The 25,133-nt window shown below is 60.9% G+C and carries 24 protein-coding genes and 4 pseudogenes (1 of these 28 running past the window's edge); 2 read left to right on the forward strand and 26 right to left on the reverse strand.

Annotation, left to right across the window (positions count from 1 at the left end; translation table 11 throughout):
- The 10 genes and pseudogenes from A2G06_11100 to A2G06_11145 all read right to left on the reverse strand — a co-directional run.
- Window positions 1–350, reverse strand: partial view of a tyrosine--tRNA ligase gene (locus tag A2G06_11100; GenBank protein ID ANA40734.1) — the 5' portion only. It extends 862 nt beyond the left edge of the window; only the first 350 of its 1,212 coding nucleotides appear in the window; the start codon lies at window positions 348–350; its stop codon lies beyond the left edge, outside the window.
- Between the two features lie 17 nt (window positions 351–367).
- A complete protein-coding gene (locus tag A2G06_11105; GenBank protein ANA40735.1) occupies window positions 368–1,156 on the reverse strand; it encodes a metallophosphoesterase in 789 nt (262 codons plus the stop codon).
- Window positions 1,146–2,708 (reverse strand): ribonuclease Y, encoded by a 1,563-nt coding sequence (locus A2G06_11110; protein ANA40736.1) that lies wholly within the window; start codon window positions 2,706–2,708, stop codon window positions 1,146–1,148. The genes A2G06_11105 and A2G06_11110 overlap by 11 nt, the downstream gene beginning before the upstream one ends.
- 27 nt (window positions 2,709–2,735) lie before the next feature.
- A complete protein-coding gene (locus A2G06_11115; protein ID ANA40737.1) occupies window positions 2,736–3,299 on the reverse strand; it encodes a 5-formyltetrahydrofolate cyclo-ligase in 564 nt (187 codons plus the stop codon).
- 179 nt (window positions 3,300–3,478) lie between these two features.
- A pseudogene (locus A2G06_11120) lies at window positions 3,479–3,582 on the reverse strand (hypothetical protein).
- Between the two features lie 97 nt (window positions 3,583–3,679).
- Window positions 3,680–3,967, reverse strand: coding sequence for a cell division protein ZapA (locus A2G06_11125; GenBank protein ANA40738.1), 288 nt, complete (start codon window positions 3,965–3,967; stop codon window positions 3,680–3,682).
- Window positions 3,967–4,143: a cell division protein ZapB gene (locus A2G06_11130; protein ANA40739.1), complete on the reverse strand. Its 177-nt coding sequence runs from the start codon at window positions 4,141–4,143 to the stop codon at window positions 3,967–3,969. The genes A2G06_11125 and A2G06_11130 overlap by 1 nt, the downstream gene beginning before the upstream one ends.
- 61 nt (window positions 4,144–4,204) lie before the next feature.
- A pseudogene (locus A2G06_11135) lies at window positions 4,205–5,256 on the reverse strand (signal recognition particle-docking protein FtsY).
- A 1-nt stretch (window position 5,257) separates the two neighbouring features.
- On the reverse strand, window positions 5,258–5,617 hold the full coding sequence (locus A2G06_11140; protein ID ANA40740.1) for a GTPase: 360 nt from the start codon (window positions 5,615–5,617) through the stop codon (window positions 5,258–5,260).
- Window positions 5,618–5,637: 20 nt separating this feature from the next.
- Window positions 5,638–9,164 (reverse strand): annotated as a pseudogene (locus A2G06_11145) (chromosome segregation protein SMC).
- Between the two features lie 149 nt (window positions 9,165–9,313).
- On the opposite strand from A2G06_11145, the gene A2G06_11150 reads away from it, so the two are divergent.
- Complete coding sequence (locus A2G06_11150) at window positions 9,314–10,675, forward strand: Fis family transcriptional regulator (protein ID ANA40741.1); 1,362 nt, start codon at window positions 9,314–9,316, stop codon at window positions 10,673–10,675.
- 155 nt (window positions 10,676–10,830) lie between these two features.
- On the opposite strand, the gene A2G06_11155 is transcribed toward A2G06_11150, so the two are convergent.
- The 3 genes from A2G06_11155 to A2G06_11165 form a co-directional block, all read right to left on the reverse strand.
- Window positions 10,831–11,274, reverse strand: coding sequence for an acyl-CoA thioesterase (locus tag A2G06_11155; protein ID ANA40742.1), 444 nt, complete (start codon window positions 11,272–11,274; stop codon window positions 10,831–10,833).
- Between the two features lie 64 nt (window positions 11,275–11,338).
- On the reverse strand, window positions 11,339–11,719 hold the full coding sequence (locus A2G06_11160) for a hypothetical protein (protein ANA40743.1): 381 nt from the start codon (window positions 11,717–11,719) through the stop codon (window positions 11,339–11,341).
- 6 nt (window positions 11,720–11,725) lie between these two features.
- Window positions 11,726–12,457, reverse strand: a complete 732-nt coding sequence (locus tag A2G06_11165; protein ANA40744.1) for a uracil-DNA glycosylase — start codon at window positions 12,455–12,457, stop codon at window positions 11,726–11,728.
- A gap of 45 nt (window positions 12,458–12,502) precedes the next feature.
- On the opposite strand from A2G06_11165, the gene A2G06_11170 reads away from it, so the two are divergent.
- Window positions 12,503–13,408 carry a hypothetical protein gene (locus A2G06_11170; GenBank protein ID ANA40745.1) on the forward strand — a complete coding sequence of 302 codons (906 nt, stop codon included), beginning with the start codon at window positions 12,503–12,505 and terminating at the stop codon, window positions 13,406–13,408.
- An 18-nt stretch (window positions 13,409–13,426) separates the two neighbouring features.
- On the opposite strand, the pseudogene A2G06_11175 reads toward A2G06_11170, so the two are convergent.
- The 13 genes and pseudogenes from A2G06_11175 to A2G06_11235 form a co-directional block, all read right to left on the reverse strand.
- A pseudogene (locus A2G06_11175) lies at window positions 13,427–14,625 on the reverse strand (phosphopantothenoylcysteine decarboxylase).
- Between the two features lie 44 nt (window positions 14,626–14,669).
- Window positions 14,670–15,299: an MBL fold metallo-hydrolase gene (locus tag A2G06_11180; GenBank protein ANA40746.1), complete on the reverse strand. Its 630-nt coding sequence runs from the start codon at window positions 15,297–15,299 to the stop codon at window positions 14,670–14,672.
- A gap of 30 nt (window positions 15,300–15,329) precedes the next feature.
- Complete coding sequence (locus A2G06_11185) at window positions 15,330–16,457, reverse strand: HD family phosphohydrolase (protein ID ANA40747.1); 1,128 nt, start codon at window positions 16,455–16,457, stop codon at window positions 15,330–15,332.
- Window positions 16,454–18,055: a hypothetical protein gene (locus A2G06_11190; protein ANA40748.1), complete on the reverse strand. Its 1,602-nt coding sequence runs from the start codon at window positions 18,053–18,055 to the stop codon at window positions 16,454–16,456. Before A2G06_11190 ends, A2G06_11185 begins: the two co-directional genes overlap by 4 nt.
- A 9-nt stretch (window positions 18,056–18,064) precedes the next feature.
- Window positions 18,065–18,469: a histidine kinase gene (locus tag A2G06_11195; GenBank protein ANA40749.1), complete on the reverse strand. Its 405-nt coding sequence runs from the start codon at window positions 18,467–18,469 to the stop codon at window positions 18,065–18,067.
- 76 nt (window positions 18,470–18,545) lie between these two features.
- Window positions 18,546–19,733 carry a hybrid sensor histidine kinase/response regulator gene (locus A2G06_11200; GenBank protein ANA40750.1) on the reverse strand — a complete coding sequence of 396 codons (1,188 nt, stop codon included), beginning with the start codon at window positions 19,731–19,733 and terminating at the stop codon, window positions 18,546–18,548.
- 134 nt (window positions 19,734–19,867) lie between these two features.
- A complete protein-coding gene (locus A2G06_11205; GenBank protein ANA40751.1) occupies window positions 19,868–20,317 on the reverse strand; it encodes a universal stress protein in 450 nt (149 codons plus the stop codon).
- Between the two features lie 25 nt (window positions 20,318–20,342).
- Window positions 20,343–20,726, reverse strand: coding sequence for a two-component system response regulator (locus A2G06_11210; GenBank protein ANA40752.1), 384 nt, complete (start codon window positions 20,724–20,726; stop codon window positions 20,343–20,345).
- 63 nt (window positions 20,727–20,789) lie between these two features.
- A complete protein-coding gene (locus A2G06_11215; protein ANA40753.1) occupies window positions 20,790–21,527 on the reverse strand; it encodes a histidine kinase in 738 nt (245 codons plus the stop codon).
- A 58-nt stretch (window positions 21,528–21,585) separates the two neighbouring features.
- Entirely contained in the window at window positions 21,586–22,443 is an 858-nt protein-coding gene (locus A2G06_11220) for a DNA-binding protein (GenBank protein ID ANA40754.1), read from the reverse strand.
- Between the two features lie 9 nt (window positions 22,444–22,452).
- Window positions 22,453–23,196, reverse strand: a complete 744-nt coding sequence (locus A2G06_11225; protein ID ANA40755.1) for a hypothetical protein — start codon at window positions 23,194–23,196, stop codon at window positions 22,453–22,455.
- Between the two features lie 124 nt (window positions 23,197–23,320).
- The gene (locus tag A2G06_11230; GenBank protein ANA40756.1) at window positions 23,321–24,262 is read right to left on the reverse strand and encodes a sugar kinase; all 942 of its coding nucleotides are present in this window, start codon (window positions 24,260–24,262) and stop codon (window positions 23,321–23,323) included.
- A gap of 10 nt (window positions 24,263–24,272) precedes the next feature.
- Window positions 24,273–25,133, reverse strand: a complete 861-nt coding sequence (locus A2G06_11235) for an S-methyl-5'-thioadenosine phosphorylase (protein ID ANA40757.1) — start codon at window positions 25,131–25,133, stop codon at window positions 24,273–24,275.

A 25,133-nucleotide genomic window follows, 5' to 3' on the forward strand; every position in this document is an offset into this window, starting at 1 on the left:
GGATCGAGGATCTTGAACACCTGTTCTTTGTAGGTTTCGGCGTTGCGCAGAACATCCTCGCGGCTGAGCGCCTTGCGCGTTTCGGACTTGCCGGTCGGATCACCGATCATGCCGGTAAAATCGCCGATGAGGAAAATAACCTCGTGTCCGAGCTGCTGGAATTGACGCATCTTGTGCAGAAGAACCGTATGCCCCAAGTGAAGATCGGGCGCAGTGGGGTCGAAGCCGGCCTTTATCGTGAGGGGCACTCCGGTTCTGGCCGACTTCTCAAGTTTTTCCTCAAGTTCCTTCTCTACCAGTATCTCTACTGCGCCCCGCTTGATGAGCGCCATTTGATCGGCAACGGACATGGCCTGGGCAATCCTCCTCACGAACAGATTAGTGAAATGCGCTCAATGGAGAGTGCCCGACCACTGACCGGATCGACACCAATGACAACTCCGTTGAGTCGCACGTCCTTCTTTGCAACCTCGAACCTGACCGGCATCTGCGTGACAAACCGCTCCAAGGCCAGCTCTTTGCGAACCCCGATGACCGAGTCGAAGCTTCCCGTCATGCCCGCATCGGTAATATACGCCGTGCCGCCGGGCAAGATACGTTCATCGGCGGTCTGAACATGGGTATGCGTTCCAACGACCGCACTGACCTTGCCGTCGAGATGCCAGCCAAGGGCGATTTTTTCCGATGTGGCTTCTGCATGGAAGTCGACGAAAATGAGCGGCGTCGACTCCCTCAGCCTCTCGATTTCCTGGTCAGCGACACGGAACGGGCAATCCAGATTGTTCATGAATACCCGCCCCTCAAGGTTCAGGATGCCAACCGGAACTCCTCCGGCAGTGCGGACCACGGTTGCTCCGCGCCCCACGGTGCCGGGAGGGTAGTTTGCCGGGCGTACCAGCCGTTCTTCCCGGCCGATGAAGGAAAAGGAATCGCGCTTGTCCCAAATGTGGTTGCCGCTGGTCAGGACGTCGATCCCGAGCGAGAAGAGCTCCTTTGCCGTCTCCTCGGTAATCCCGAAGCCTCCGGCCGAATTTTCGCCATTGGCCACGACAAGATCCACCCGATAATGATCCACGAGCCGATGAAGTTCGCGGACAAGAGCCTGGCGCCCCGGGCTCCCGACAATGTCGCCGATAAAGAGGATGTTAACGGGCATACTCTATGGCGCGGGTTTCCCGGATGACATTCACCTTGATCTGGCCGGGATAGGTCATCTCGGCCTCGATTTTCTTGGCGATGTCCTTGGCCAGCAGAACGGCCCGCTCGTCGGACACCTCCTCGCTCGACACCATGACGCGGATTTCTCTGCCGGCCTGAATGGCAAAGGAGTTGTTTACACCGCCAAAGGAGCAGGCGATCCGCTCAAGGTCCTCGAGCCGCTTCACGTACGTTTCCATCATTTCCCGGCGCGCCCCCGGCCGTGCGCCGGAGAGGGCGTCGGCGGCCTGAACGAGAACGGCGAGGATCGAATTCGGCTTCTCATCCTCGTGATGGGCCATGATGGCGTGGACAATCTTGGGCGACTCGCCATATTTACGCGCAAGTTCGGCGCCGATGACCGCGTGGGATCCTTCGACCTCGTGGTCCACCGCCTTGCCCAAGTCGTGGAGCAGACCGGCGCGCTTTGCCTGCTTGACGTTGACGCCCAGTTCCGAGGCCATGATGCCGCAGAGAAAGGCGACCTCCAGCGAGTGCTGGTATACGTTCTGGCTGTAAGATGTACGGTATTTCAACCGACCGATGAGTTTGAGGATCTCAGGGTGGATGCCGTGCACGCCAAGGTCGAAGGCCGCCTGATCGCCAGCCTCCTTGACGGCCTGTTCCACTTCTTCCTCTGCCTTGGCCACCACCTCTTCAATGCGGCCGGGGTGAATCCGTCCGTCCGCGATGAGTTTTTCAAGGGCGATCTTTGCCACTTCGCGGCGAACCGGGTTGAAGCCTGAAAGGATGACCGCCTCGGGGGTATCGTCGATAATGAGGTCGATGCCGGTGGCAGCCTCAAGGGCGCGGATATTGCGACCTTCACGGCCGATGATCCGGCCCTTCATTTCGTCGGAGGGCAAGGCAACCACTGATACGGTCTTTTCGGCAACATACTCGCCCGCATACCGCTGGACGGCAAGTGATATGATTTCCTTGGACTTCTTGTCCGCGGTCTCGCGTGCCTCCTCTTCGATGGCCTTGATCCGCTTGGCGGCATCAAGCTTGGCCTCGCTCTCCATGGCATCCATAAGAATCTTTTTCGCTTCGGCCGAGGTCATGCCGGAGATTTGCTCCAGCTTGGTCCGCTGCTCGGCCGCGAGCGCATCAAGGGAGTCCTCTTTTTTTGCGAGCGACTGCTCGCGTGCGAGGATGCCCTGCTCCTTCTTGGTCAGGTCGGCATCGCGCTGATCGAAGAGGTTCATCTTTTTGTCGAGGTTCTCTTCCTTCTGCTGGAGGCGCTTTTCCAGGCTCTGAAGATCCTTGTGTTTTTCCTTTGCTTCCCGCTCGAAGTCGGCCTTGGCCTGATAGACGACATCCTTGGCCTGGAGAGCGGCTTCCTTGCTGATCGTCTCCGCTTCGCGCTTGGCATCGTCAACGATGCGGGAGGCGAGTTCTTCGGCCTTGCTTACCAGAGAATCAGAGAGTTTCTTGCGCAGCAGGTTTCCGATCAGAAATCCCGCTCCTGCCGCGAGGACGATGAAAATAATTGCCAGTTCTATCTTCAATGTTCCGGTACCTCCTCAGGTATATTTCTAACCGAGAGGACGAATGATCCTCTTCTCGGTAACGATCAGATCGAGCGCCACATCATGGGGCTCTCCCCGTATTTCATCAACAAGCTGGAAATCGTAACAAAAGCCGACAAGTCGGCCCGTTCCCTCCAGATGGTGGAGTGCCCGGTCATAAAACCCCTTTCCATAGCCGATCCGGCGGCCGGCCAGATCAAAGGCCACCCCCGGCACAACAATGATGTCCGCGCGGTCGGGAGCAACGGCAGTTCCCGTTAGACAGGGCTCCGGAATAGCGTATGAACCCGGGCGGAGTCCTGCCGGGTCTGTCACTTCGATGAAACGGAGCTCGTCGCCACACACGACGGGCAGGAGAACCGTCTTTCCCTGGTCGAGGGCAAGCCGAAGCACGTCACCCGTGTCGACCTCACCCCTGATGGGGGCGTAGAGAGCAACGACCCGTGACTTCCGGAAGCCGTCGCTGTCCGCAAACGAGCGCTGGATGGCCTCGGAAGCCCGCCTGGCCTCGGCAGGGGCCAGGGATCTTCGCAACGCGAGCATTGACTGTCTCAGGGCGCGCTTGGGCATTGGGTCGTGTGACCGTGACGCAGGGTCATCGGCCATTAACGGTACACGGGGACGGGGTCCGAGGAGGGAAGGATCCTGGAGAAGAATTGGAGAAGATATGCCGGCGTCAGACAGGAAGGAAGGCTATGCTTCGGGTAATGGCGTATGGCGTGACGAAGTATGAAACCGTAGCGTCGTGATTACCCTCTCCGCATCTCTGATAATTCCTGCAGGCCGTTATCAGTAAAAACAGCCAAAACCCCTATGGCTCCAACGACGAGGTTTTCTGTTGAAACTGATCAATCTTTCCGTAACCAACCCGAACCGCTTGTACCGCACTTTCTATTTATAAACTCTCCCGAAGGGAGTCGAGAACCGGCGACTGTCAGCCGGACAAGCCCTCACAGAAGGGCATCTTCGATACGCCGCATCAACCGCCGAAGCTTGTCGCTGCCGGCATGGCGCTGCTCTTCAAGCTCCCTGGCAAGGGAAAGAGACGTCTCGGCCAGATTCATGAGCGCCAGAATCACCGGAACCTGGGGGTCCCCCACCGGCACCTGTGCCCGTGCTTCCGCAAGTTTGCGGTTCACAAGGCCTTCGACCTCTCTCACGTGCTCCGCCGAGGAGGGACTTTTGACGGTCAACTCGCGCCCGAGAACCTTGATGCGGTGGGACTGCTTGTCGGACACTAGATACCTTCGAGTTTCCGCAGGATACCGTCAATTCGGGTCTTGACCCCCTCGCGCTCCTGCTGAAGCCTCGCATTGTCCGCTCGAAGCTGTTCGTTTTCCCGCTTCAGGGCGCCGTAGCGTTCGAGAAGCATGTCAAGACGCCGTTCCAGGTCCGAAAACAGTTCCGTATCCATGAGCAAATACCTTTTTAGGGATAAAATAATATATTCTGCCCTGTTGTTTAGTCAAGGCCATTTATTGAAAGAGGGCGTCCACGAATTGGGAGGGATCGAAATCCCGCAGGTCGTCGATTCCTTCGCCGACACCGATGTAACGGACGGGAATCCTGAACTCGTTGCAGATTGCAACCACGATTCCTCCCTTTGCCGTACCGTCGAGCTTTGTCAGGGCGATACCGGTAACCTGGGCTGCCTCCTTGAAGAGTTTCGCCTGCGAGAGGGCATTCTGTCCCGTTGCCGCGTCAAGGACCAGCAACGTTTCGTGGGGAGCGCCGGGAACCTCCCGTGACATGATGCGACGGACTTTTTTAAGTTCCTCCATGAGGTTTACCTTGGTATGGAGACGGCCGGCGGTGTCGACGATGAGGATGTCCGCGCCACGGGCCACGGCCGCCTTGATGCTGTCGAACACCACGGCCGACGGATCCGCCCCTTCCTTGTGGCGGATCACGTCGACACCGGTCCGCTCGCCCCATATCTGGAGCTGCTCGGCGGCAGCGGCGCGGAAGGTGTCGCCGGCGGCCAGAATCACTTTTTTCCCCTGGGCGGTAAACCGGGCCGCGAGCTTGCCGATGGTAGTGGTCTTGCCGACCCCGTTGACGCCGATGACCATGATGACGAAGGGGGAGGCACCCGTCACGTCCAGTTGATGGGCATCACGGGCAAGGCGGCCGTGGATATCCTCCTTGAGCGCCTCCCGGAGGCTTCGCCGTCCTTGAGCTCATTGCGGGAGAGACGTTGCTCCAGCCCCCTGATCAACTCCACAGTGGTCTGGACGCCCAGATCGGCAGTGATGAGTATCTCCTCCAGTTCCTCAAGGGTGTCGGCGTCAATCTCCTTCTTGCCGAGCACGAGGCGATCAATGCGCCCCACTAGGCTGTCGCGGGTCTTACTCAGCCCCTGTTTGAGCCGCTCGAACAATCCGGGGCGCCGATCCTCCTGCTCCGGCGGTGCGGCGGCATCCGCGGTGGCGGGAGTCGCTTCATTGACTGCCTCTTCCTGCTCACGCTCGCCACCGGTGACCTTACCCCAGAGTCCCTTGAAAAAGCCTTTCCGTTCTTCCGCCATCTCAGTATATCTCCTTGGCCAGACGTTCCACGGCCGATCTGAAGTCAATGAGCGCCCGGCCGGGAATGGCGCCACGCTCCAGTGTCATGACAAGTGAATAGTCATCCCCCACCGGGCCCACGATGGCGCGGACACCCGCCGTGGTGATGACCGCCTCAAGGACGGCTCCACCGGCAAGCCGCTCCTGGAGCTCCTTGAGGTGGGCGAGGAGGATGCCCTTATGGGCACCGATGATCTTGATTTCATAATCGTCCATGAGGGCATGCTGTGCAACAGCCTCCCCCTCCCAGTCGGCGAGGATTGCTCCGGTTGCGCCGGGAACGGCATCGACCAGTTCGGTCAGAATCCTTTTGAACGGCACGAATCACCTCGGACGTTTGGTTAGTTCAGTTTGACCGACACGCTCTTCGACACGCCGGGCTCCTCCATGGTCACGCCGTAGAGGGTGTCGGCAACGGCCATGGTTGCCTTGTTGTGGGTAATGATGATGAACTGCGACACCTCGCTCATCTCACGCACCATGTCGTTGAACCGGCCGATATTGGCGTCGTCGAGAGGGGCGTCGACCTCGTCCAGAAGACAGAAGGGCGTCGGCTTGATGAGGAAGATGGAAAAGATGAGCGCCACCGCGGTGAGGGCCTTCTCACCGCCCGAGAGCAGGGTCACGTTCTGGAGTTTTTTCCCTGGCGGCTGAACAATGATATCGATCCCGGTTTCCAGCAGGTCTTCCTCGTTGGTGAGCCGCAGTTCAGCCCGACCGCCGCAGAACAGCCGGGGAAACACCTCCTGGAACTTCCCGTTGACCAGGGTGAAGGTTTCCAAAAAACGCTTGCGGGTGGTCCGGTTGATCCGTTGGATAGCCTGCTGGAGCGACTGAAGCGACTCTTCCAGGTCTTCTTTCTGCGATGAAAGGAACGCGAACCGCTCCTCCAACTCCCGGTATTCCTCGATGGCCGTCAGGTTCACTTCGCCGATTTCGTCGATCAACCGGCCGAGCTCGGCCTGACGACGGGCAGCCGCTTCCTCGTCAAAGGGCCTGTCGGCGTAGGATGGCATGACCTCGCGCATCTCCAGCCGGTACTTATCCGCCAAGGAGGAAATCAGATGATTGAGTTCAAGGGTGAGCCCGGACAGGGTGAGCTTGTGGGCGGCAACTTCGTCCCGGGCAGCCTCGCACTGATGACGAAGCTCCCGCAGGCCCGACTCTTCCACCCGCACCGCCTCGGCCCGGGTATCGAATTCCGTGCGAAGGCTCCGGGATAATGACTCTGCTTCGGCATACGCCGCAAGATAGCCCTTGAGATCGTCCTCGGCGGCGGTAATCGCAACCGCCAGGCGTTCCCGCTCGGCGGCTGACGACTCCCCTTCTCCCCGTAGCCGGCCAATGCGTTCACGTAGGTCCCGGATCGACTCCTCGGTTCGTACCGTGGCCCGGGACGCGGCCTCCCGCTTTTCCCTGAGCTGGGCTCCCTTGACCTTGAGGGCCGTGACCGCATCACGGGCGGCCTCGATTGTACGGCGGCTAACCGTCAGGGCTTCCTGCGTTCTCGCCACTTCGGCATCAAGCGCTTCCCGCTTTGCCTCGCGCTCGGCGCGGCGGCCGTCGGCGTCGGCAACTTCTTCGTCCAGGGTCCTGCGTTCGTCCTGAAGCTGCTCGTCCTCAATCCCCGCAATGGCAATCCGCTCCTCGATCCGCTGGCACTCTTCGCGGGCCCGCTGGAGATCCTTCTCGGCATTGACGAACTGGATCTCCGTCTGGTGGAGGGTTTGCCGAAGGTCGCGCACTTCCTCTTCCAGCCGGGAACGCTCCCCCCGGAACTCCTCCCGGCGCGCCTCGGTTTCCCGCACTGCCGACTCGAGGCGCTCCACGGTTCCGGAAAGCTCCCTGATTTCCCTTTTCTTGTGAACAAGCCCCTGACCGGCGTTCTCGGCGGAACCGCCGTTCACGATCCCCCCGCCAAAGGCGAGGTCTCCCTGGAGGGTAACGAAGGTTGCCCGGGGATGCTGCCGTGACAGGGAAAGGGCCTGGGCCAGGGTATCCGCCAGATGGACGTCGGCCAACAACGGTTCGATCAGGGGACGCCAGGCTGCGACAATGGAAACCCGATCCAGCAGGGGCATGGCCCCGGCAACGGATGAACGGTCGTCGGCCGGGGTGCCCGCCACGATAATGCCGCAGCGGCCGCCGCCCGATTCCTTGAGATGGGCAATGGCGTCCAGGGCCGCCTCATCGCTCGCGCTGAGCACGTACTGGAGCCGCTCGGCGCAGACTGCCTCCAGGGCCGTCTCGTAATCGGCGCCGGTCTCCACCGCATCGGCGAGCACGCCGCCGAACCGGCCGGCAAAACGCTCGGACAGGAACAGGTTGCGAACCCCCTGGCCGTATCCGGCAAATTGGGCTTCCAGTTCTTGGAGCGAATGGAGACGAGAGGCCGCCCGCGAGAGTTCGTCCCGGCGGGCGACGAGTTCCCGCTCGGCCTCGGCCAGCCGCTGCCGGACCTCCTCTTCGCGGCGGGTCATGACCGGAAGGCGTTCCTGGAGGTCAGCCTTTGCCCGGCCAAGACCGGACACCGTGCCGTCGAGCTCGTGCACCTTGCCCGTGGCCTCAATCAGCCGCTCCTGAAACAGGGTTCCTTCCCGGCGGTTGCGGTCAGCACGCTCCGCGAGCCCCTCCAGGCGGCGGATGGCAGCGGTTCGCTGGTTGTTGAGCTGGGCGATCTCGGACAAGAGCGAGAAAAGCCCGCGGCGGGCTTCGTCCAGGTGGGCGGCGAGTTCCCGCTCGGCGCCGGTCATCTCTTCCAGCTCCATCTCCCGCGCTTGGAGGCTTTCCTCTTCCCCTGCCACCTCCACTGCAAAGGATCCGCTCTGCTCCACCAGCCGGGCGAGCTCTTCCTCGGCGGCCGCAAGCTGCGCCCCGGCGGTCGAGAGCTCGACGGCCACGCGCTCCTGCTGGCGCTCCAGGGAGGACAGCTCGCGGCGCTGGAACTCGATCCGGCTTTCGCATGCCTGGATATCCGCCTTCTGCCGGAAAAGCCCCTCCTGTGCGGCAACAACGTCCTTTTCCCGCTCGGCAAGGGCAAGCCGATGCTCGGCAAGCTCCAGGTCCCGTCGCTCAAGGTCGGCAGCAAGAGCACTCTCGCGGGAAACCGCCTCGCGCAGCAGGCCCTCGACCCGCTCTTTTTCCGCGTCAAGGGCAGTGAACCGCCGGACCGAGGCATGGATTTCGATCTCGCGGAGTTCCTCCCGGTATTCCCTGAACCGTTCCGCCTTTTTCACCTGCCGCTGGAGGGAGTTGAGCTGGCGCTTGATCTCGGAGAGGATGTCGCCGATGCGGAGCAGGTTCTGGCGGGTGAGGTCTATCTTTCTGAGCGCGACCTGTTTGCGGGCCTTGAACTTGGTGACCCCGGCCGCCTCTTCGATGATGAAGCGACGCTCTTCGGGTTTGGAGTGGAGGATCATCCCGATCTTGCCCTGCTCGATGATCGAGTAGCGCGGGCCCCGACGCCGGTGTCCATGAAGAGCTCGGTGATGTCCATGAGCCGGCAGGGGGTTTTGTTGAGAAAGTACTCGCTCTCCCCATCCCGGTAGAGGCGCCTGGTGATCTGTATTTCGCTGTAGTTCAGGTACTTGGCCGGCACCCGGCCGTCATCGGTGGCAAAGACCATGGAGACTTCGGCCATGCCGAGGGGCTTGCGGAACTCACTGCCGCCGAAGATGATGTCCTCCATGGACCGGCCGCGCAGGTTCCTGGCCGACTGTTCGCCCATGGCCCAGCGGATGGCGTCGACCACGTTCGACTTGCCGCAGCCGTTGGGCCCGACAATGCCGGTAATCCCCTGCTGAAAGTCGAAGGAGACCTTGTCGACGAATGATTTGAAACCAGCAATGTCCAGGCGTTTGATCTTCATAAACCGGGCTATAGTAGCAGAGGGCAGATGGCTTTGCAAAGGCAAAGCGGAACGGGTCCCAGAGCCCCTTCGCGCACTGCCGCGGTCACGGGATGCTTGCCAAGCATAGCCGATTGATGCTATTTTTCAGGCCTATCCGCGGAGGTGCCATGAAAGAGCGGACCAGGATCCTCCTGATCGACGACGAAGAAACCGGGCGCGAAGCCCTGACCCTCCTGCTGAAGGCGGCCGGCCATGCGGTGAAAAGCGCCGGGTCGGGCAACGAGGCCTTCCAGACCCTGACCCGCGACACCTTCGACATTGTCATTACCGATCTTTTCCTCCCCGATGCCAGCGGCATCGACATCCTTAAGAAAGTCAAGGAAGACGCCCCCCTCACCGAAGTGATCCTCATCACCGGCCATGCCTCGGCGGAAACGGCAGTGGAGGCCATGAAAGAGGGCGCCTTCGACTACATCACCAAGCCCCTCAACTTCGACGAACTGAAGATCATCATCGGCAAGGCAGTGGAGAAGCGGCAGCTCTTGTCCGAAAACGTCTACCTCCGGAAGCAGTTGCGCGACAAGTTCGAATTCGCCAACATCATCGGCAGCTCTCCCGCCATGCAGCACGTTTTCGCCCTCATGAAACGGATCGTCAAAACCGGCTCAACCGTCCTGATAGGGGGCGAATCGGGCACCGGCAAGGAGTTGGTGGCCAAGGCGATCCACTTCAATGGCGGGCGGCGCGACAAGCCGTTCATTGCCGTCCACTGCGGGGCAATCCCGGAAAACCTGCTGGAATCGGAACTGTTCGGCTACGTCAAGGGCGCGTTTACCGGTGCGATGCGGGACAAAATCGGCAAGTTCGAAGCGGCCCACGGCGGAACCATCTTCCTCGATGAAATCGGCACGATGCCGATGCAGTTGCAGACAAAGCTCCTGCGCGTGCTTCAGGAAGAGGAGGTGGAACGGGTGGGCTCCACCCGTCCCGTCAAGATCGATGTCCGGATCATTTCGGCCACCAACCTGGACTTGGCAGAGGAGGTCAGGAAAGGGAACTTCAGGGATGATCTCTTTTACCGGCTCAATGTGATCCCCCTGCAACTCCCTCCCCTGAGGGAACGGGTCGAGGATATCCTTCCCCTGGCCAAGCACTTTCTTGCCAAGTACTGCAAGGAGATGCAGCGGCGGAACATGTCGCTTGCCAGTGACACGCTCGAGGCACTGGAAAGCTACCAGTGGCCCGGCAACGTGCGGGAACTGGAGAACGTCATGGAGCGGGTGGCGGCTCTTACCGAAGACGATACCGTCACCCTGCAGGACCTGCCGCACAATGTCCGCGAAGAGGGATTGACCCGCCTGACCGGCAGGGGAGTCGACCTCGTAAAGGTGCTGGCTGAAATCGAGCGGGGGATGATCAGGGACGCACTGGCTCTGTCAGACGGCGTCAAGGCCCGGGCCGCGGCGCTGCTCAACCTGAACAGGACAACGCTGGTGGAAAAGATGCGGCGGCTCGGCATGCCGCTCTGACAGGATATGCCCGAATCTGAGGTTTCAGCAGATCTCGGCCGGAATTGTGACGGGAACGGCCGGGCTGATCGAGCAGCACCGCAGACATACAGCTCTTGAACGAGCGGCAGCAACGCGGAAAAATCCTGGAGACGCCATGGGATGATCTCAGCGCCTCACCGCCGCTTGACCCGGAAGATCGAGGTGAAGGTTGCCGCCTTTGTGCCGTTACCGTCGAACACCTCGGCAGTCCCCCTGATCGTCCTCTCATCCTCCCGTACCGCCTCCGCCACGGACTTGACGGTGCCGCCGCGGATCGGGGCGTGAAACTTCAGCGTCATCTCCATGGTCACAAAGTGGGATCCTTCGGGGAGAAGACTCTTGATGGCCATGGCAACCGCGGTGTCGGCCAGGGCCGTTACCGCACCGCCGTGCATGAGCCCTTTTCCCTGGGCGTGCTTCACGCGGAACGGCATGGTCAGCACTGCCCGGCCCCCGTCAGCCTCGTCGATGGTCATCCCCAGGTATTCCTCAAAGGGTGCGCAGGCGATCCACTCGGGCAGTTCGAACGGCAGCGCCGTCTCCTCGGTCATGGTTTCTTCGTAGAGATGCTCGTACATATCCTTCCACCTCCGGGGCGCCTGTCAGACATGCCCCTCTTCCCGCGCGCCGGCGGTCGGCCCCTCAGGTCCCCAGTATCTCCGCCTTTACCGTCTCGTCAATAAGACTCTCCTCAATGGCTTCACGCACCCAGGGCTCCCTGCTCGTGGCCAGGACCCGGGCAGCCCCCTCGGCAACGGCCGGCACCTGGCTCCACAGGGCATTACGGATTCCACGCAGCTCATGGGCATCCCCCCTGCGGCCTTCGGCGAGCGCCCTGCACCGGCCGCAGAGAAGCGCCAGGGTCTCCTCCGACGGGTCGTCGTCAGGACGATAGTCCCACGGACGCAGGTCATCCTTCCCCTCGCACCATTCGCAGGCGAAGCCGGCCCGCTTGGCGAGAGCCTTGCCCAGTAAGCCTATCTGCTCCAGCCGTTCCCTGTTTGCCTGATACCCCTTAGCCATTCCCCGTCACCTCCTGGTCCCCTTGCCGGAAACCTCCTTGCCCAGAAGCCCCATGACCTGCCGGACATCGTCCCACACCTCCCTCTTCCTTTCCGGGTTGCGCAGCAGGAAAGCCGGATGGAACGTCGGCATGAGAGGGATGCCGTGGTAGTCGTGGAACCGCCCCCGCAGCCGCGAAATGGGCTCCTTGGTACCGAGGATGGCCTGAACCGCGAAGGTGCCCAGCGCCAGAATGGCCTCGGGCGCCACGGCCTTCACCTGGCGGAACATGAGGGATGAGCACGCCTCGATCTCGACGGGCGCCGGATCGCGGTTGTGCGGCGGCCGGCATTTAAGCACATTGCAGATGTAGACATCCTCGCGGGCGAAGCCCATGGCCTCGATTATTTTGGTCAGGAGTTGCCCCGCCTCCCCCACGAAGGGTTCGCCGCGCAAATCCTCGTCGCGGCCGGGCGCCTCGCCGATGATCATGAGACGCGCGGCAGGATTGCCGGTCCCGAACACGAGGTTGGTCCGGCCGGCGCCAAGGGCGCACCGGCGGCATTCGCCCATCTCGCGCCGGATATCGTCGAGGGTTTCCCGCACGCCAGCGGAAGCCGCAGGAGCGGGGGACATCTCTGCCGCAGGGGCGCTCAACGCGGGAGCGGCCAGAGGAAGACCCTCCACGCCCGTCTCCCGGACTTCCTCCAGATAGCGGCGCAGGGACGCGATCACCTCACGCGGGGTGTCACCGGTCACGGCAAACTCCTTTACTTTTTTCTAAGGGTTCAATACGATTATGCTATGCTCTTCGCCGCCATTCTGCTCATCATCATCGCCGCGCCCGTTGATGCCTTTGCCTGGGGAGCCGGCATCCACCTCCAGCTGGGAACGGCGGTCATAAACAACCTCTCCGCCGTAACCCCCGCCGTGGCCGCAGTCATCGGCCAGTACCCCCACGACTTTCTCTACGGGTGCATCGCGGCGGACATCACCATCGGCAAGAAGTTCACCCACTATCTTCAGCACTGCCACCGCTGGCGGATCGGCATGAAGGTCCTGGAATACGCCTGGAATCCGCCCCAGAAGGCGTGCGCGTACGGCTATCTGGCGCACCTGGCGGCGGATACGGTCGCCCACAACTACTTTGTTCCGTACAAGATCATGGGCAGCTTTTCCACGCTCACCCTCAAGCACGCCTACTGGGAGATGCGGTTCGAAACCTTCGTGGACCGGGATATCTGGGAAACGGCCCGCACGGTCTGCCTCGAGAACTACAAGGCAAACGACACCCTGCTGCGCAACGTGCTGTCGGACACCATCTTTTCCTTTGGCACCAACAAGCGGATCTTCAACTCGATCCTTCTGGTTTCGCGGCTGGAAAAATGGCAGCAGGTAATCAAAACCATGTCGGATTCATCGAGCTACGTGCTGGAAAATGGCGACCGGGCAGAGTTCATGACCCTTGCCGAGGAAGCGGTATTCGATTTTCTGGCCAGGATGGAGGAGTCACGCTTCTACCAGGCAGACCCAACCGGTGAACGGGCATTGACCGCGGCGGAGGCGGTGAGGAGGAACCTGCGCCTGCTCTACCGGAGCGGCAAGCTCTCCAGGGATGATGCCTTTGCCCAGGTGGCATCCCTCAAGGGGCGCCTCCGCCAGGCCATCTGGGAGCCGGAGAAACTTCTCCAGATCCTCTCCTCGGCCTGACGCCCCTGCCCCGCTCCGTTACCCCGTCTTTTTCCTCAATTCCGCCACCCGGCCAAGAATGAGGGCCGCCATGTCGTCCTTGGTCATGAGCGGCAGCTCCTCGCTGGCCCCGTCACGATAGAGAAGGCGGGCAATGTTGGTGTCGCCGTGGAATCCGGCGCCCTCCAGGCTCACGTCGTTGGCGACCATCATGTCCACATTCTTGGCAACCAGTTTCTTCCGGGCGTTTTCCAGCAGATCGGCAGTTTCGGCGGCGAACCCCACCAGCAGGCGGTCCCCCTTGATTCCTCCAAGTTCGGCAAGGATGTCGGGGTTCTTCTCCAGCTCGATCACCAGCGAGTCGGCATTTTTCTTGATCTTTCCCGCCGCGCGCACTACAGGGCGATAATCGGCCACGGCAGCCGCCTTGATCACAACCGTGGCCGCCGGCAGGGCAGCCATGACGGCAGCGCGCATCTCCACGGCCGACGCCACCCGCACCGTTTCCACCCCCCAGGGGGCATCGAGGCAGGTGGGGCCCGAGACCAGCGTCACCTCCGCCCCGCGGCGCCGGGCGGCCCGGGCAATGGCGTATCCCATCTTGCCCGACGAGTGGTTGCTCACGAAGCGGACCGGATCGATCTCCTCCTGGGTCGGCCCGGCGGTCACCAGCAGGTGCTCGCCGGCCAGATCCTTCGGCGTGAGGGCGGTGACCGCCTCCTCGAAGATGATATCGGGGGACTGGAGCTTCCCTTCTCCCTCCCAGCCGCAGGCGAGCATTCCCCGTACCGGGTCCGCGAACAGGTAGCCGTGGCGCCTCAGCCGCGCCTCGTTTTCCTGGTAGAGGGGATTGCGGTACATGTTGCAGTTCATGGCAGGGGCGATCAGGACCGGTGCCTGGTGGCCATGACCGTGGTGGTGAGCATGTCGTCGGCGATGCCGTGGGCGATCTTGCCGATCACGTTGGCCGTGGCCGGGGCGATGACGAAGAGATCGGCCCGGTCCGCCAGGGAGATATGGCCGATCTCCCGTTCGGCGATGAGATTGAAGAGTTCCGTGTGCACGGGGTTGGAGGTAAGGGTCTGGAACGTGAGCGGAGCCACGAACTCCGTGGCCGCTCGCGTCATGATGACATGGACGTTCGCACCAGCCCCCGTGAGCAGCCGTACGAGCTCAACGGCTTTGTAGACTGCGATGCCGCCGCAAACACCGAGGACGATCTCTTTTCCCTTGAGCATTGAGCCTCCGCCGCGCACTGTTTCCCAGAGGTTACGCGTGCGCGCTAATCCGTCAGGTAGGGGTTGTACCGCCGCTCCCGGCCGATGGACGTTGCCGGGCCATGGCCCGGATAGACTTCAGTCTCGTCCGGCAGGGTCAGAAGCTTCTCGCGGATGGATGTGATGAGGGCCTCGTGGGACGAGCCCGGAAAATCGGTGCGCCCCACCGACTCCTCGAACAGGGTGTCACCGGTGAGCACTTTCCCCTCCCCCTCCAGGAGCAGACAGCACCCCCCCGGCGTGTGGCCGGGCGTATGGAGAACGCGGAGGGTAAGAGCCCCCGCGGAAAGGGTCATACCGTCCTCCAGAAGCATGTCGGGGCCCGGCGAATTCTCCGTGTCGAGGCCGTACATGGCAGCCACGTCCGCGGCGCGGCCGAGGAAGTGGACGTCGTCCCGGTGGACCAGCAGCTTCGCCCCCGTGGCTTCCAGCACCTTCCGGTTGCCCCCCACGTGATCGAAGTGGCCGTGGGTGTTTATCACCATGCCAACCTTGAGCCCCAGTTCGCCGACCCGTTCGAGAATCCGCCCGGATTCCGCTCCCGGATCCACGATTACCCCTTCGCGGCTCTGCTCGCAGCCGAGTATGAAACAATTGACCCCCAGCGGGCCGACGACAACGGTTTCAAAGATCATGACACACCCTCTCTCAGTGGAAGTATATGCTCAGAACAGATCCAGATTCTTTTGCAAACCCTCGAACGGATTGTTGCTGAACCCCTTTCTGACGGTGTCGCCGCTTTTGCGCTCGGCCTCCGCGGCCCGGGGGGCAACCGGCAGCGGTACCGGCTCCGGCTCGGGCACCATCAACTCATCCGCCACTTCCCGGCATTCCTCCTCGCCGCTGTAGCTCTCCTTGTAGAAATAGCGGTCATAGAGCCGGTGATAAGAGGTCCATCGCCCCTGGTTCTCGCCTTCCTTGCGGATATGGGTCCTGATCCCGTTGATCTTGGAGTCCAGATCATCCAGGTAGTTGAGAATCGTTGCTTCAACGGTCTTGGGGCGCTTGGGGGAACCGTATTCGTACTGGCCATGGTGGGACAGCAGCATGTGCTTGAGCAGCATCCCCAGCTCCGGCGGGAAGCCGGGGATGGTCGAAATCCGCTCCTGGAGCATTTCCACGCCGATGGTAATGTGTCCGATGAGTTTACCCTCGTCGGTGTAGTCGAAGGAACGCAGGTATGTCATCTCCCGCACCTTGCCCACGTCGTGCAACAGGGCGCCTGCCACCAGCAGGTCGCGGTTGAGATCCGCGTAGAGGGGGACGATGGCGTCAACCAGTCGTGACACGGCCAGCGAGTGCTCCAGCAGCCCCCCCAGGTAGACGTGGTGCATCCCCTTGGCGGCCGGCGCGGTCCGATAGAGCGCCATAAAGGAAGGATCGTCGAAAAAGGCCTTCATCAGCGCTTTCAGGTGCTGATCGGAAAAGGTTTCCACCAGGGCCTCGAGTTCGGCCTCCATCTCGGCAATGGTACGGTCCGACTCGGGGAGAAAGTCTGCCAGGTTGACCTTGTCTTCGGAAATCCTCACCAGTTCGGAAATGATGAGTTGCATCTTGCCCAGGTAGACCGAGGCCTTGGACCGGATTGCAACGAAGTCATCCTTGTCGAAGGAGGCCGACAACTGGTCGACATTGTCCCAGACGCGCCCCTCGATCTCGCCGCTCTTGTCCATGAGCCGAAGCGTCATGTAGGGCTTGCCGTTCTTGGCCATGGCCATGATCTTTTCCTTCACGAGAAACACGGAATCGACCAGATCGCGGTCACGGATGCTCGCTATGAAAACCTTGCTCAAAGTGCTCTCCTTGTGTCTGCGGATATGCTCCGCGCAATGGCGTCGGCCACGCGAATGCCGTCCAGTGCGGCGCTCATGATTCCCCCGGCATAGCCGGCACCTTCCCCTGCCGGATAAAGGCCGGGGAGCCCCACTGATTGCAGGTTCTCTCCCCGCACGATGCGAACGGGTGCCGACGTACGGGTCTCCGGTGCGGTGAGGGTTGCTTCGGCGGTCAGGAAGCCCCGCATCTTCCGGTCGAAATGGCGGACCCCCTCCCGCAACGCGTCTGTCACAGGGGTGGGGAGCACCCGATCCAGTTCCGCCTCGCGAACGCCAGGACAATAGCTCGACGACACCGGCCCCGCCCCCTTCATGCCGAGAAACGCAAGCAGGTTCTGAGCCGGCGCCCGGTACTCCCCGCCGCCCGCCTCAAAGGCACGCCGCTCCAGGCTACGCTGGAATCCGATCCCGGCCAGGGGAGACGGATCTCCGAAATCCTCCGGCCCGACGGTAACCACCAGGGCACTGTTCGCATACGGAGAATTCCGCAGATAGGCGCTCATGCCGTTGGTCACCACCCCTTCCGTCTCGGAGCTTCCCGCCACCACCACGCCGCCAGGACACATGCAGAAGGAATAGGCGGAGCGTCCGGTACGGGGATCGTTCCATGCCAGGGCATAGTCAGCCGGCGGCAGGGCGGGATGGTGGCCCGCGCCGTACTGGATCCGGTTGACGAGCTGCTGGGGATGCTCAACCCGCACCCCCACGGCGAAGGGTTTGGGCTGGAGGAGCGCCCCCCGGCGCAGCAGCATCTCGTAGGTATCGCGGGCGCTGTTGCCCGGAGCGAGAATAAGCGCATCGCAGGGAAGCTCATCGGCTCCGTTGATCACCGCGGCCCCCACCGATCCGCCGGAGAGTGTCAGATCGGTCAGCCTGTTGCGGAACCGGATGTCGAACCCCGCGGACAGCAGCCACCGGCGAATGGAGGCAACCACCAGGCGCAGGCGGTCAGTGCCGATGTGCGGTTTGGCAAGACAGCCGATCTCGGGCGGAGCGCCGAAGCCGATCAGTTTGTCGAGCACGTACCTGATGTTCGGGTCATTCACCCTCGTGGTCAGTTTGCCGTCGGAAAAGGTCCCGGCGCCCCCTTCGCCGAACTGGACGTTACTCTCCGGATCGAGCGCTCCCTGAGACCAGAAGGCCTGGACATCCCTGCTCCGCTCCTCCACGGGCCGGCCGCGTTCGATGATGGTGGCGACAAGGCCGTATTCCGCCAGGCGCAGTGCCGCAAAAAGCCCGGCGGGCCCCATGCCGACGATAACGATGCGCTGGGAAGATTCAAGAGATGGAAAGGCCGGCTGTTCTGGCGGAGCATGTACGGCGACATCGGGGTCATGGCCGTGGCGGGCCAGGAATGCGGCCTCATTGAGGAGCGAGCATTCAACAGTGCAGACGAACTTGATCCGTGGCTTGCGGCGGGCATCGATACTCTTGCGGACGAGCCGGAAATCGACGATCTCCCGTTCATCCAGGGAAAACCGCCGGGCGAACATCCCGCGCAGCAGCTCATCCCCCTGGTTCGGGGCGAGAATGAGGTTGCGTACCAACAGAGGCATCGATCTCTTTCAGTTCCCGCTCCGGCCGCGTTTTTTCCGGTCCAGTAGCTGTTCCACGATAATCACGATGTCGACCGGCCTGGTCGATTTGGACACGTGAACCCGCGCGCCCATCTCGGGCTCGTCGTGCTCGTGGGGCGGATCCTTGAACATGGAGGTGAGCAGCACCATGACCGGCTCCTCGTCCCCGGCAAGACGCCTGATCTCGAGACAGGTGCTCACCCCTCCCATGGCGGGCATGATGAGATCGGAGATGACGGCATCGGGCCGATGGGTGATGAATGCCTGAACTCCGTCCGTTCCGTTGGATGCCTGCACGACCCTGAAGCCGCTCTCGGTGAATGCATCCGAAAGGACTTTCAGGAAAAAGGCATCGTCATCGATAATAAGGATCGTTCCCCGGCCGGCGTCCATGCGCCCTCCGTCGTGCGTTGAAAGTGTGGGCAATCATACAAAATCACCCGCGAAAAGAAAAGGGCAAAGGGCAGGCTCACACTTCGGCCAAGGGGAGCCGGATGGCGAAGACCGTGCCGCTGTCGTCGCTCTTCTCAACCTCGATCCGCCCGTTGTAGGTCTTGACGATCCTGAGCACCACAGCAAGACCGAGACCGCTGCCGCTTGTCTTGGTGGAGAAGAACGGATCGAATATCTTTGCCACGTGCTCCCGGGGGATACCGGGGCCCGTGTCGGCAATCCTGATGACCATGTTCCGCTCGTCCTGGTCGAGCACTACCGTCAGGGTTCCCCCGCCGTTCATCTCGTGGATGGAGTTGAGGAAGAGGTTGGTAAAGATCTGCTCGATCTCGGCCGGGTCAGCCTGGAACGGAGGCGGTATCCGGCGGAACTCCTTGACCACCGCGATGCCGTGGAGCGATATCTGGGGGCGAAACGCTTCGAGAGTCGCCTCGATGACCCGGTCGAGCCGGACCTCGCTCAACTGGAAGCGGGGCCGCTTCGAAGCATCCAGAAGCTTGCGCATGATGTCGTCTATCCGGTCGGCTTCCTTGAGAATCTTATCGACATAGCCCGCTTTTTCAGGATCATCGAGCGTGCTCTTGAGCAGTTGGGCGAACAGTGAAATGGAGTTGAGGGGGTTGCGGATCTCATGGGCCATGCCCGCGGAGAGATAGCCGAGGGATGCGAGTTTTTCGGACTGCACGATCTCGGCCTGGGCCTGCTGGAGGGCCTCGCTCTTCTGCTGGACGCGACGTTCGAGCTCTTGGTTCCAGGCTTCGATCTCCGCCAGGAGCAACTCACGCTCCTGAAGAAGCTCCTGGTTTCTGAGTTCGACCTCCCTGATCCGGAGCACATTCTCGATCCGCTCGACCAGGTTCTGGTTGTTGAACGGCTTGACGATGTAGTCGGAGGCTCCCGCCTTCATCAGCTCTACGGCCAGTTCCTCGTTTCCCTTGCCGGTGAAGATGATCACATAGGTATCGGGATGACGCTGCCGGATCTGCTTGAGTGCGGTGAGACCATCCACCATCGGCATCATGTAGTCGAGGAGCACCATCTGCGGCCGGCACTCTTCCAGCGCAACCATGCCGGACGTGGCATCGGGCGCGGTATGGACCGTGTAGCCTCGATTCCTGAGGACGATGGAGGTCAGATCGAGAATGACTTTTTCGTCATCGATAATGAGGATGGTGCCCTTGGATTCCTTTTTCTCCGTCATCATGGCTGTATGGCGTACCTTCAGGGGGAAGTGGACTGCGGGTCGTGCGATCTTGGCAACTGACGGACCGGCGGGCAAGAAAAAACGAGGGGCAGCACGGTGGCTGCCCCTGTCTGCTGCCCTGTGAGGGAGATGTCTCAGGCTTCGGGCGGGCGTACGGTCATGACCGGGCACTTGGCATTGCGGACAACGCGTTCCGCCGTGCTGCCAAACAGGAAGTGGTCGATCCCCTTGCGGCCGTGGGTTCCCATGACGATCAGGGAGGCATCCTCCTCTGCCGCCTTCTTCAGAACCTCGTCATAGGGAATCCCCGAGACGATGTAACTGGTGTAATTCTCATGATCCTTGATCTTTGTCCGGCAGAATTTGTCCATCATCTTTTCGGCGGCGGCCACGATTTCTTCCTCCAGCTTCTCGAAGGAAACGTGGGGGACATAAAAGCCTCGCAGGTCGACCGGCTCATTGATCACGTGGATGACCACGAGCCTGGCACTGAACTGCTTGGCAAGCGTAAGGGCATAGTCAAAGGCATACTCCGAATTTTCGGAAAAATCGGTCGGAAACACAATGGTGCTGAACGGCTTCATCTCATCCCCCTTGACGTTGAAGAGTTTAATGACAGCTTTCCTTGAAAATTTTCGTCAGGATTGACTTGAGTTCGTCAAGTTTCACCGGCTTGTTGATGTATTCGAAGGCCCCCAGGTTCATGGCCTCGATATAGGATTCAACCCCGCCATAGGCGGTAATCATGATTACGTTGCTGCGGGGAAAGCTCTTGTTGAGCTCTCTCAGGAACGTGATGCCGTTCATTTCCGGCATATTGATGTCGGTAACGATAACGTTGACTTCCCGCTGCTGAAGATAATTGAGCGCTTCAAAACCGTTGGAAACGCTCGCGACCTCGAATCCCTCCCGCTCCAGGAGCTTGGTCAGACCGATCCGCGCATTCTCCTCGTCATCAACCACTAGAATTTTCTTTTTTATCTGCAGAGCCAAAGAAGTGAACTCCCCGGAATATGTGCATATCTCTGATTGAGTCTAGCATGGGGCCCCCCACTGTCAAGCAGACGCCTCCGTGGCCTTCCGGGACGAAGCCACCTGCTGCCGCAGCTTTATGGCGGTAAGAATGAGGTTCGCGATGATCGAGACGAAATAGATCTCGTCCTCATGGAACGACCGGATGGACGTGGTATTGAGATTGATGACCCCGTAGACCTCCTTCTTGTCGCCGATGGGAAAGGAGAGCATGGAGTTGTACTTTTCCTCCTGGAGCTCGGGGAAATAGCGGTAGCGGGGATCCTGGGAGGCACGATTCAGGGAGATGTACTGGCCATCCCGGGCAACCGCGCCCGTTATCCCTTCCCCTATTTTGATCCTGATCTTGCCGATGAAGGCCGGGTCGAAGCCATGGGTTGCCGCGAGCACGACCTCATCTCCCTCGCGCAGGTAAATATTGCAGACGCTCACCTTGAGCTGCGTCGCCACCTTGGCGGTCACATGCTGGAGCACCTGGGGAAGATCAAAGTCGGAAGAGACGAGCATGCTGATCTCCTCCAGTGAAATGATCTCAAGATGCTCCCGGTTGGCCCGCTGCATGGTGAGCACCATCTTACCCCGCTCACTTTCCAGCAGGGGGCTGAAGCCTCCCCTCTGGAAAAAGGGATTCACGGTTTTCACCTTTTCGGTCATGGTGCGGAAGTCGGAGAAACCGCACGAGCAGGTCAACTTGACGCGGTACTGATCGATCCGCTCGCCCTTCATCACTCTCCCGCACTTCCGGCAACGCGACAAATACATGATTCACTCCTTGTGCGAAAAAAAGGATAGCATCCCACACCGCCATTGCGGCGAGACGTTAATCGCCCCCGCCATCGACCGACAAAACCAGATGGGTCGGCCTCCCCTCGTCACCGAGCACGCCGAGGGGCTTCCCGTTGAACTCTCCCTCGACCCCCCCGGCATTGCCGATATCAAGCGCAAAGACGCGTTCGCCTTTCCACTCGATGAGGTCACCCGCCTTGAGATCGTATTGCTGGGACACCGACTCGTCAATGGTTATATTGAGCCACGAGTCCCTGTTGATTTTGAGTTTGAGAATGATCCCGCGCGCAGGAGATGAGACCGCAACGCCCTCGGCAGGTTGCTGTTCGGACACAGTGTCGTCGACAGGAACTGGGGAGGATACTTCAGGCTGCCGTGCCGTGGATAGCTGAAGCTGGGGGGACGGCGTCGCGGCCGGATGCCCGGCCCCGGGGGCAGATGCGGTCGACTGTCCGGCCCCGATCGGACTGCCTGGCTCCTCATCCTGCAGCCTCAGCATGAGAGCCAGGGCAATAACCAGCAACAGCAGCACCAGCGGCAGGGACCAGCGGTTACGAAGCAAAACCGCGTCCGCCACCTTTCCCTGAGTGGCTGGCATGGCTTCTTCCGCCGGAGGACAACATCCGCCATCATCGTCAACCGCATCGTAACGGCTGAGCAACTCATCGGCTGAAATCCCCAGGAATCCGGCATACGCCCGGATAAATCCGCGTGCATAGGCAAGACTGGGAAGCTTGCCGAAATCGTCGGTCTCAAGAGCGACCAGATAGTTTTTCCCAAGGCGGGTAACCCGGGCCGCCTCGTCAAGGGACAGACCTCTGGCCTCCCGCGCTTCCCGGAGCAGCGTTCCGACCGAGGCGTCCCCTCTTGCGGCATGTACGGCGTCAGCCACTGAAGCCCCTCACTTCAACGAGTCCAGGTATTCACGCGAGAGCCGCCCTTTTTCGGAATCGGGGGCTATACGGATCGCTTCGCGAAACGCATCCGCCGCTGCCACGTAGTCCTTCTGCTTCACATGGGCCAAGGCAAGGTAGTAATGGGCGTTCTGATAATTCTTGTTGATCTCGATGGCTTTCTTGTATTCCTCAATGGCCATCTCGGCCCTGTCCATGGCAAAGTAGACCCTGCCGATGGCAACACGGGCGATTATATTCCGGGAATTATAAGAGACGGCAGTGCGGAGCGTATCGAGAGACTGGGGCAAGTCCCCCTTGCCCAGGTATGCGAGGCCGAGATTGATGCGAGCGTCTTCCTGGTTGAGAAAGAGAAGGTCCGCCATTACCAGCTTGAACTGCGAGATGGCGTCATCCCAACGCTGCATCTCCAGATAGTTCACCCCGAGATTATTCCTGGCATCGGAGTAATCGGGCTTCAGGGAAATGGCCTTTCTGAACTTCAACTCAGCCAGATCGAATCGCTTCTTGTAAAAATAGGCAAGCCCCAGGCTGTTGAGGAGAATGGGGTCATTCGGCGTGATTTTCTCTGCTTCGATGAACTCGATAAGGGCGCGGGTCGTATCGTGTTCGCCCAGATGGGACAACCCCATCTGATAGTGGTAGGACGCCTGGTTGCGGGAGGCGTCATTCGCGGCGCAGGCGGCCACGAGTAAGCAGAGAACCATGGGGAGTATGTGCGTGAATCTCACAGGCAACCTCGGAACCGTCAGTGAGTGTCCAAACGGGGCCGGTGCATCGCCAAAAGGCGCTCCACACGGCCCCGCACACCCTGAACCCTACCAGAGTCGACGGTTATTGTCAACGCAGGCGCCGTCAGGCAGGAGCCAGAGCCCCCCCGCGCCCATCGGCGATCCCCTCGAAATGGGTCAGCGATTTGAAACTCCGGTACCGCTCCTCGATCTCGCGGTAACCAAGACCCTTCAGGCGATTCAGGCTGAAATCCTCCACATTGAACGATGCCATGACGCTTCCGAAGATGATGGCCTGGCGAAGGCCCGCCTCGGAGGTATCCCCGGTGTTGGCCAAGTATCCCATAAAGCCGCCCGCAAAAGTATCTCCGGCGCCGGTGGGATCGAACACCCCTTCCAGAGGATATGCGGGTGCGGCAAAGACCGAGTTGTCGCTGAACATGAGGACGCCATATTCTCCGCGCTTGATGATCAGCGTCTTGACCCCCATATCGAGGATCTGGCGCGCAGCCTTGACGAGATTCGCCTGCCCCGTGAACTGACGGGCTTCTCCCTCGTTAATGATGAAAATATCGACCTTCGCAACGACCCGCCGAAGCGCCTCGGGCTTGGAGGATATCCAAAAATTCATCGTGTCGCACGCCACGACGCGAGGACGTTCCACCTGGTTGAGCACCTCCATCTGCAGTTCGGGATCGATGTTGGCGAGGAACAGATACTCGGCATCACGGTATGCATCGGGAATACGGGGCCTGAAGCTCTCGAAGACGTTCAGATGTGTCTCCAGGGTCTGCGCCTCGTTCAGGTCGTAGCCATACGTTCCCTTCCAGTGAAAGGTCTTCCCCTGTTCGCGGGAAAGCCCGCGAAGATCCACGTTTCGCGACCGGAGAAACGCCACGTGCTCTTCCGGGAAATCCTCGCCCACTACCGCCACCAGGCTGACATCGGTGAAAAAGCTGGCCGAGGTCGAGAAGTAGGTGGCTGAGCCGCCCAGTACATGATCTCCCTTGCCGAAAGGGGTTTCAACCGAATCGAATGCAACCGAACCCACAACGAGAATGCCCATGTATCCCTCCCTAGACGTACGAGCCGATGATGAGATCGAGCCGCTCCCTCGTCTCGTCAGGAATCGCGGCCTTGTCGGTGATGATGGCATAGCGGAGCGCCGACGCACAGGGGCAATCCCGCTCCCGGCCAATCCGGCGGACCGCATTGCGGATGATCGACTTGGCCATGGCCACGTTCTGCTTGATGATGGCAATAATGGCATCCACGGACACGTCATCATGGGACTCGTGCCAGCAGTCGTAATCGGTGGCCAGGGCGATGACGCCGTAGCAGATCTCCGCCTCACGGGCAAGCTTTGCTTCGGGGATGTTGGTCATGCCGATGACCGATACGCCGAAAGAGCGGTAGAGGTTTGACTCCGCCCGGGTGGAAAAGGCCGGCCCTTCCATGCAGATATAGGTCCCGCCCCGGTGGACCGTTGCCCCTGCCTCCTGCGCCGCCGCATAGAGATCGGCGGAAAGGTCGGCGCAGACCGGGTCGGCAAACTGTATGTGCGCAACCACCCCGTTGCCGAAGAACGTACTTGACCTGGTGGCATTGGTCCGGTCGATGAACTGGTCCGGGATCACGATATGCCCCGGCACGATCTCCTCCCGCATGCTGCCCACGGCGGAAACGGAAATGATCCGGGTGACGCCGAGCTTCTTCATGCCGTAGATGTTTGCCCGGTAGTTGACCTCAGTCGGCAGGAGCCGATGGCCCCGGCCGTGGCGCGGAAGGAACACCATGGGCACACCGTCCAGCACGCCGGTCACGAACTCATCCGAGGGTGCGCCGAAGGGGGTTTCAACGACAATGCTCCGAACGTCCTGAAGCCCTTCCATCTCGTAGAGCCCGCTTCCGCCGATAACGCCGATTACCTGTTCCAT

This window comes from Geobacter anodireducens, assembly GCA_001628815.1.
GTDB lineage: Bacteria > Desulfobacterota > Desulfuromonadia > Geobacterales > Geobacteraceae > Geobacter > Geobacter anodireducens.

Bases quoted from the DNA above. Each gene is read 5' to 3' on its own strand.
- A2G06_11105 (ANA40735.1), bottom strand. From the start codon at position 1,156: ATGCCCGTTAACATCCTCTTTATCGGCGACATTGTCGGGAGCCCGGGG.
- A2G06_11115 (ANA40737.1), bottom strand. From the start codon at position 3,299: ATGCCCAAGCGCGCCCTGAGACAGTCAATGCTCGCGTTGCGAAGATCC.
- A2G06_11130 (ANA40739.1), bottom strand. From the start codon at position 4,143: ATGGATACGGAACTGTTTTCGGACCTGGAACGGCGTCTTGACATGCTT.
- A2G06_11150 (ANA40741.1), top strand. From the start codon at position 9,314: ATGAAAGAGCGGACCAGGATCCTCCTGATCGACGACGAAGAAACCGGG.
- A2G06_11155 (ANA40742.1), bottom strand. From the start codon at position 11,274: ATGTACGAGCATCTCTACGAAGAAACCATGACCGAGGAGACGGCGCTG.
- A2G06_11160 (ANA40743.1), bottom strand. From the start codon at position 11,719: ATGGCTAAGGGGTATCAGGCAAACAGGGAACGGCTGGAGCAGATAGGC.
- A2G06_11170 (ANA40745.1), top strand. From the start codon at position 12,503: ATGCTCTTCGCCGCCATTCTGCTCATCATCATCGCCGCGCCCGTTGAT.
- A2G06_11180 (ANA40746.1), bottom strand. From the start codon at position 15,299: ATGATCTTTGAAACCGTTGTCGTCGGCCCGCTGGGGGTCAATTGTTTC.
- A2G06_11190 (ANA40748.1), bottom strand. From the start codon at position 18,055: ATGCCTCTGTTGGTACGCAACCTCATTCTCGCCCCGAACCAGGGGGAT.
- A2G06_11195 (ANA40749.1), bottom strand. From the start codon at position 18,469: ATGGACGCCGGCCGGGGAACGATCCTTATTATCGATGACGATGCCTTT.
- A2G06_11200 (ANA40750.1), bottom strand. From the start codon at position 19,733: ATGATGACGGAGAAAAAGGAATCCAAGGGCACCATCCTCATTATCGAT.
- A2G06_11205 (ANA40751.1), bottom strand. From the start codon at position 20,317: ATGAAGCCGTTCAGCACCATTGTGTTTCCGACCGATTTTTCCGAAAAT.
- A2G06_11215 (ANA40753.1), bottom strand. From the start codon at position 21,527: ATGTATTTGTCGCGTTGCCGGAAGTGCGGGAGAGTGATGAAGGGCGAG.
- A2G06_11230 (ANA40756.1), bottom strand. From the start codon at position 24,262: ATGGGCATTCTCGTTGTGGGTTCGGTTGCATTCGATTCGGTTGAAACC.
- A2G06_11235 (ANA40757.1), bottom strand. From the start codon at position 25,133: ATGGAACAGGTAATCGGCGTTATCGGCGGAAGCGGGCTCTACGAGATG.